Source organism: Kitasatospora sp. NPDC034533 (assembly GCF_055575155.1).
Genome location: NZ_JBVITE010000024.1, coordinates 1 through 2,962, shown reverse-complemented (window position 1 = coordinate 2,962; position 2,962 = coordinate 1). Strand labels below are relative to the sequence as shown.

Annotated in this window: 3 protein-coding genes; 1 reads left to right on the top strand and 2 read right to left on the bottom strand. The window is 74.4% G+C overall.

What is annotated here, in order from left to right; all coding sequences use genetic code 11:
- Positions 1-153: 153 nt before the first annotated feature.
- Both ACZ55U_RS18635 and ACZ55U_RS18630 read right to left on the bottom strand, forming a co-directional pair.
- Positions 154-1,434, bottom strand: a complete 1,281-nt coding sequence (locus ACZ55U_RS18635) for an MFS transporter (RefSeq protein ID WP_465527218.1) — start codon at positions 1,432-1,434, stop codon at positions 154-156.
- The gene (locus ACZ55U_RS18630; RefSeq protein WP_465527217.1) at positions 1,431-2,375 is read right to left on the bottom strand and encodes an ornithine carbamoyltransferase; all 945 of its coding nucleotides are present in this window, start codon (positions 2,373-2,375) and stop codon (positions 1,431-1,433) included. The genes ACZ55U_RS18635 and ACZ55U_RS18630 overlap by 4 nt, the downstream gene beginning before the upstream one ends.
- 210 nt (positions 2,376-2,585) lie before the next feature.
- Here ACZ55U_RS18630 and ACZ55U_RS18625 point away from each other — a divergent pair.
- The coding region (locus ACZ55U_RS18625; protein ID WP_465527216.1) for an IS110 family transposase at positions 2,586-2,962 on the top strand (377 nt) is incomplete at its 3' end.

Genomic DNA, 2,962 nt, shown 5'->3' with positions numbered 1-2,962 from the left:
TGCTAGCATGTCCGTGCTTTCGTGTGGGGGTCGTATGGGTGTGTGTCTATCTCGGGCAGCGTGACGCCGCCCCCCCCCCCCCCCCCCCCCCCCCCGGCCCCCCCCCCCCCCCCCCCCCCCCCCCCCCCCCCCTTCCGGCGGTGCGGTGGTGATCTACCCGGCGCCCTCCGGCACCTGCTCCTCCGCGGCCGCGACCCGGCCGCTGGTCCGGATCGCCGGGCTGAGCAGCGCGCCGACGGCCATCGCGGCCATCGCCGCCGCCACGCCCACGACGGTGTGCCCGGTGCCCCAGGCGGCCAGCAGGAAGCCGCCGGCCAGGGCCCCGGCCGCGTTCATCCCGGAGCCCGCCAGCGCGAAGACGCTGGTCACCCGGCCCTGGAGGGCGTCGGGGGTGACCCGCACCTGGTGGACCCCGGCGACGACGTTCACCAGGGCCCCGGCGAAGCTCAGCCCGGCCCACAGGGCCCCGAGCAGCACCGGCCGCGCGGTGAACGCGACCGGCAGCACCAGCAGCGTCCAGGCGGTCAGCGTGCCGCAGACGATCACCGACATCGGCAGCCGCTTCATGAACCAGGGCCCGCTCAGCGCCCCGGCCACCCCGCCGATCCCGGCGACCATGCCGATCAGCCCGATCGTCGCCGGTGAGCCGCCGTGCTCCCGGACGATCAGCACCAGGGCGAGCGAGAGGACCTGGAAGAGCAGGTTGCTGCCGGCGATCAGGACCACCGCGGCCCGCATGAACCGCTGCTCCCAGACCCAGCCCAGCCCTTCCGCGACCTCCGTCCGCAGCCGGCGGGGGGCCGCCCGCCTGGCCTCCTGGAGGTCCTTGCGGATGAACAGCAGGGTGCCCAGCGCCACGAGGTGGGCCAGCGCGGTGAAGCCGAACGGCAGCCAGCCCGCCAGGGTGAACAGCCCGCTCCCGGCCGGGCCGCCGAGCAGTCCGGCGGCCTGGCCGCGGGCCTCGTTCTGCCCCAGCGCGGCGGACAGCTGCTCGGGCCGCACCAGGTTGCGCACCGCGGCCCGCTCGGCCAGCCGGTACATCAGGGCGGCGCTGCCCTCGACGAACGCCGCGGCCATCAGCAGCGGCAGCCAGAGCCCGCCGGCCAGGACCATCGCGGCGACGGAGCCCATGGCCAGCACGCCGGCGAGGTCGCAGGCGATCATCACCCGGCGCCGGTCCCAGCGGTCCACCGCGACCCCGGCGGGCAGTTGCACCAGCAGTTGCGGCAGGACGCCGGCGAAGCCCACCAGCCCGGCGGCGACCGGCGAGCCGCCCTGCCAGACCACCAGCAGCGGGTAGGCGACGGTGCCCGCCCGCAGACCGAGCATCGAGACGCCCGCGCCGATCCACAGCAGCAGGAAGTCCCGGTTGCGGCGCAGCGGTCCGGCGGCGGAGGCGGTGGTCCGCGGCGCCCCGGCCTCCAGCAGGCTCATCGCGCCGCGGCCTCGCGCTCGCCCCGGTAGCACCACTCCAGGACGGCCATGGCGCTGTACATCTTGTTGGCCGCCTGGTCGAAGGCGATGCTGGCCGGCCCGTCGAGCACCTCGGCGGTGACCTCCTCGCCCCGGTGCGCGGGCAGGTCGTGCAGGAAGGCGGCCTTCGGGCTGGACTCCCAGAGGCCGGTGGTGACCTGGAACGGCGCGAACTTCTCCCGCCACAGCGGGTCGGCCTTGGAGGTGCCGGTGGTCTGCCAGCGCGAGGTGTAGACCGCGTCCTGGTCGGCCGGGACGCCGTCCATGTCGTGCCGTTCGGTCAGCCGGGCGCCGCTCAGCTCGGCGCGGGCGAGCGCCTTGGCGCGGATGTCCGCCGCGAGGCCGAAGCCCTCCGGCGTGCGCAGCTCCAACTCGACGCCCTGGTAGCGCATCAGGCCGAGGGCGAGGGCGGCGGCGGTGTTGTTGCCCTCGCCGACGTAGAGCACCCGCAGGCCCTCGATCCGGCCGAACCGGCGCAGCAGCGTGGTGAGGTCGGTCAGCCCCTGGGTGGGGTGCTCGTCCGCGCTCATCGCGTTGACCACGGACATCCGCTCCTGGTCGGCCCAGCCGCGCAGTTCGGCGGTCTCGCCCGCCGTCCGGGCGACGAGGACGTCCAGCATCCGGGAGAAGACCTGGCCGGTGTCCTCGGTGGTCTCGCCGGTGTTCAGCTGGAGGTCGTCCGGTCCGTAGCCGATGATCTGCCCGCCGAGCCGCAGCGCGCCCGAGGAGAAGGCCGTTCTGGTCCGGGTGGAGGTCTTGCGGAAGTAGATGCCGGCGATCGCCCCGGCCAGCGGGCGGTCGGCGCCGCCCGCTCCGGCGGCGAACTCGGCGCCCCGGGCCACCAGGGACCGCAGCTGGGCGTCGGTGAGGTCTTCGAGGGAGATGAGGTGGCGTACGGCCATGACGGGCTCCGTAAGTTGTTAGGCGGCCCAGGAGGGCCGGATGTGGCTGATGGCGGCTTGCCTTTGGTGGCTCCCAAGGAGTGGCCGTCCGGCTCTCCGGGGCGCCCTGGCTGCTGATTGAGATCTGCGTTCCGAACGCTGTTTACGGAGCTGACGGCGGGGTGTTCCTCGGGCCGACGGCGAAGCAGGCAGCGCGGAGCGGAGGGGCGAGTGAGCAAGCAGCGGGACCAGGTCTGGGCCGGCATCGACGCGGGCAAGGGCCACCACTGGGCGGCCGTGGTCGACGACACCGGCACGACCCTGTGGTCGCGGAAGATCGACAACGACGAGTCGGCGATCCTGACCGCGATCGGCGAGATCCTCGGCCTGGCCGACCGGGTGGCCTGGGCGGTGGACATCTCCGGCACGGCCTCCGCGCTGCTGCTGGCCCTGCTCGCGGCCCACGGGCAGAAGCCCGTCTACGTGCCCGGCCGGACCGTCAACCGCATGTCCGGTGCCTACCGGGGCGAGGCCAAGAGCGACGCCCGGGACGCCTATGTGATCGCCGAAACCGCCCGCGTGCGCCGGGACTTCACCACGATCGACGT